General features: G+C 61.4%; 1 pseudogene and 1 other annotated feature. The pseudogene reads left to right on the top strand.

What is annotated here, in order from left to right:
- Nucleotides 1-53: 53 nt before the first annotated feature.
- Nucleotides 54-826 (top strand): annotated as a pseudogene (locus tag D2N39_RS22425) (IS3 family transposase); the annotation flags it as partial.
- Nucleotides 335-451: a sequence feature (AL1L pseudoknot), on the top strand. Its footprint overlaps the pseudogene before it by 117 nt.

The raw sequence follows: 826 nt of genomic DNA, 5'->3' as shown, positions 1-826 counted from the left end.
TGAACCGCGCCGGGTTTGCCGGAGGCTCCAACTTCTGAGTAGGATGGAGCATCATGAGCAAGACCACGAACAAGTTTTCTCCCGAAGTGCGCGAGCGTGCAGTGCGCTTGGTTCTGGACAATGAGGGTCAGCATGGATCGCGCTGGCAGTCAGTCATGTCGATTTCCGCGAAGATTGGCTGTGCGCCGCAGACCCTGAACGAGTGGGTCAAGAAGGCCGAGGTCAATAGCGGCAAGCGTGCGGGCATCCCGACCGACATGACAGAGAAGATGAAGGCCTTGGAGCGGGAGAACCGTGAACTGCGCCAAGCCAACGAGATCCTGCGTAAAGCGAGCGCATATTTTGCGATGGCGGAGCTCGACCGCCGGTCGAAGTGATGGTCGGGTTCATTGACGATCATCGGGAGGCGCATGGGGTCGAGCCGATCTGCAAGGTTCTGCCGATCGCCCCATCCACCTATTATGATCACCTGGCGAAGCGTGCCGATCCGGCCCGGTTGTCGGATCGTGCCCGGCGGGACGCGGCGCTGCGGCCCGAGATTGAGCGCGTGTTCGAGGCGAACTGGCGTGTCTATGGGGTGCGCAAGATCTGGCGTCAGCTGGATCGGGAAGGCTTCGCGGTCGCCCGTTGCACGGTGGCCCGGCTTATGAAGGGGATGGGCATTCAGGGCATCATCCGGGGCAAGCCACACAAGACGACCATCCCCGACAAGAAGGCTCCGTGCCCGCTGGACAAGGTGAACCGGCAGTTCAGGGTTCCAGCGCCGAACATGCTCTGGGTCAGCGATTTCACCTACGTCGCTACCTGGCGAGGGTTCGTCTATGTG

The organism is Gemmobacter lutimaris, from assembly GCF_003570715.1.
In the GTDB taxonomy this organism is placed as follows: Bacteria; Pseudomonadota; Alphaproteobacteria; order Rhodobacterales; family Rhodobacteraceae; genus Gemmobacter; species Gemmobacter lutimaris.
Note: the sequence above shows the minus strand (reverse complement) of the source record. Positions and strands in the feature narration are given on the sequence as shown.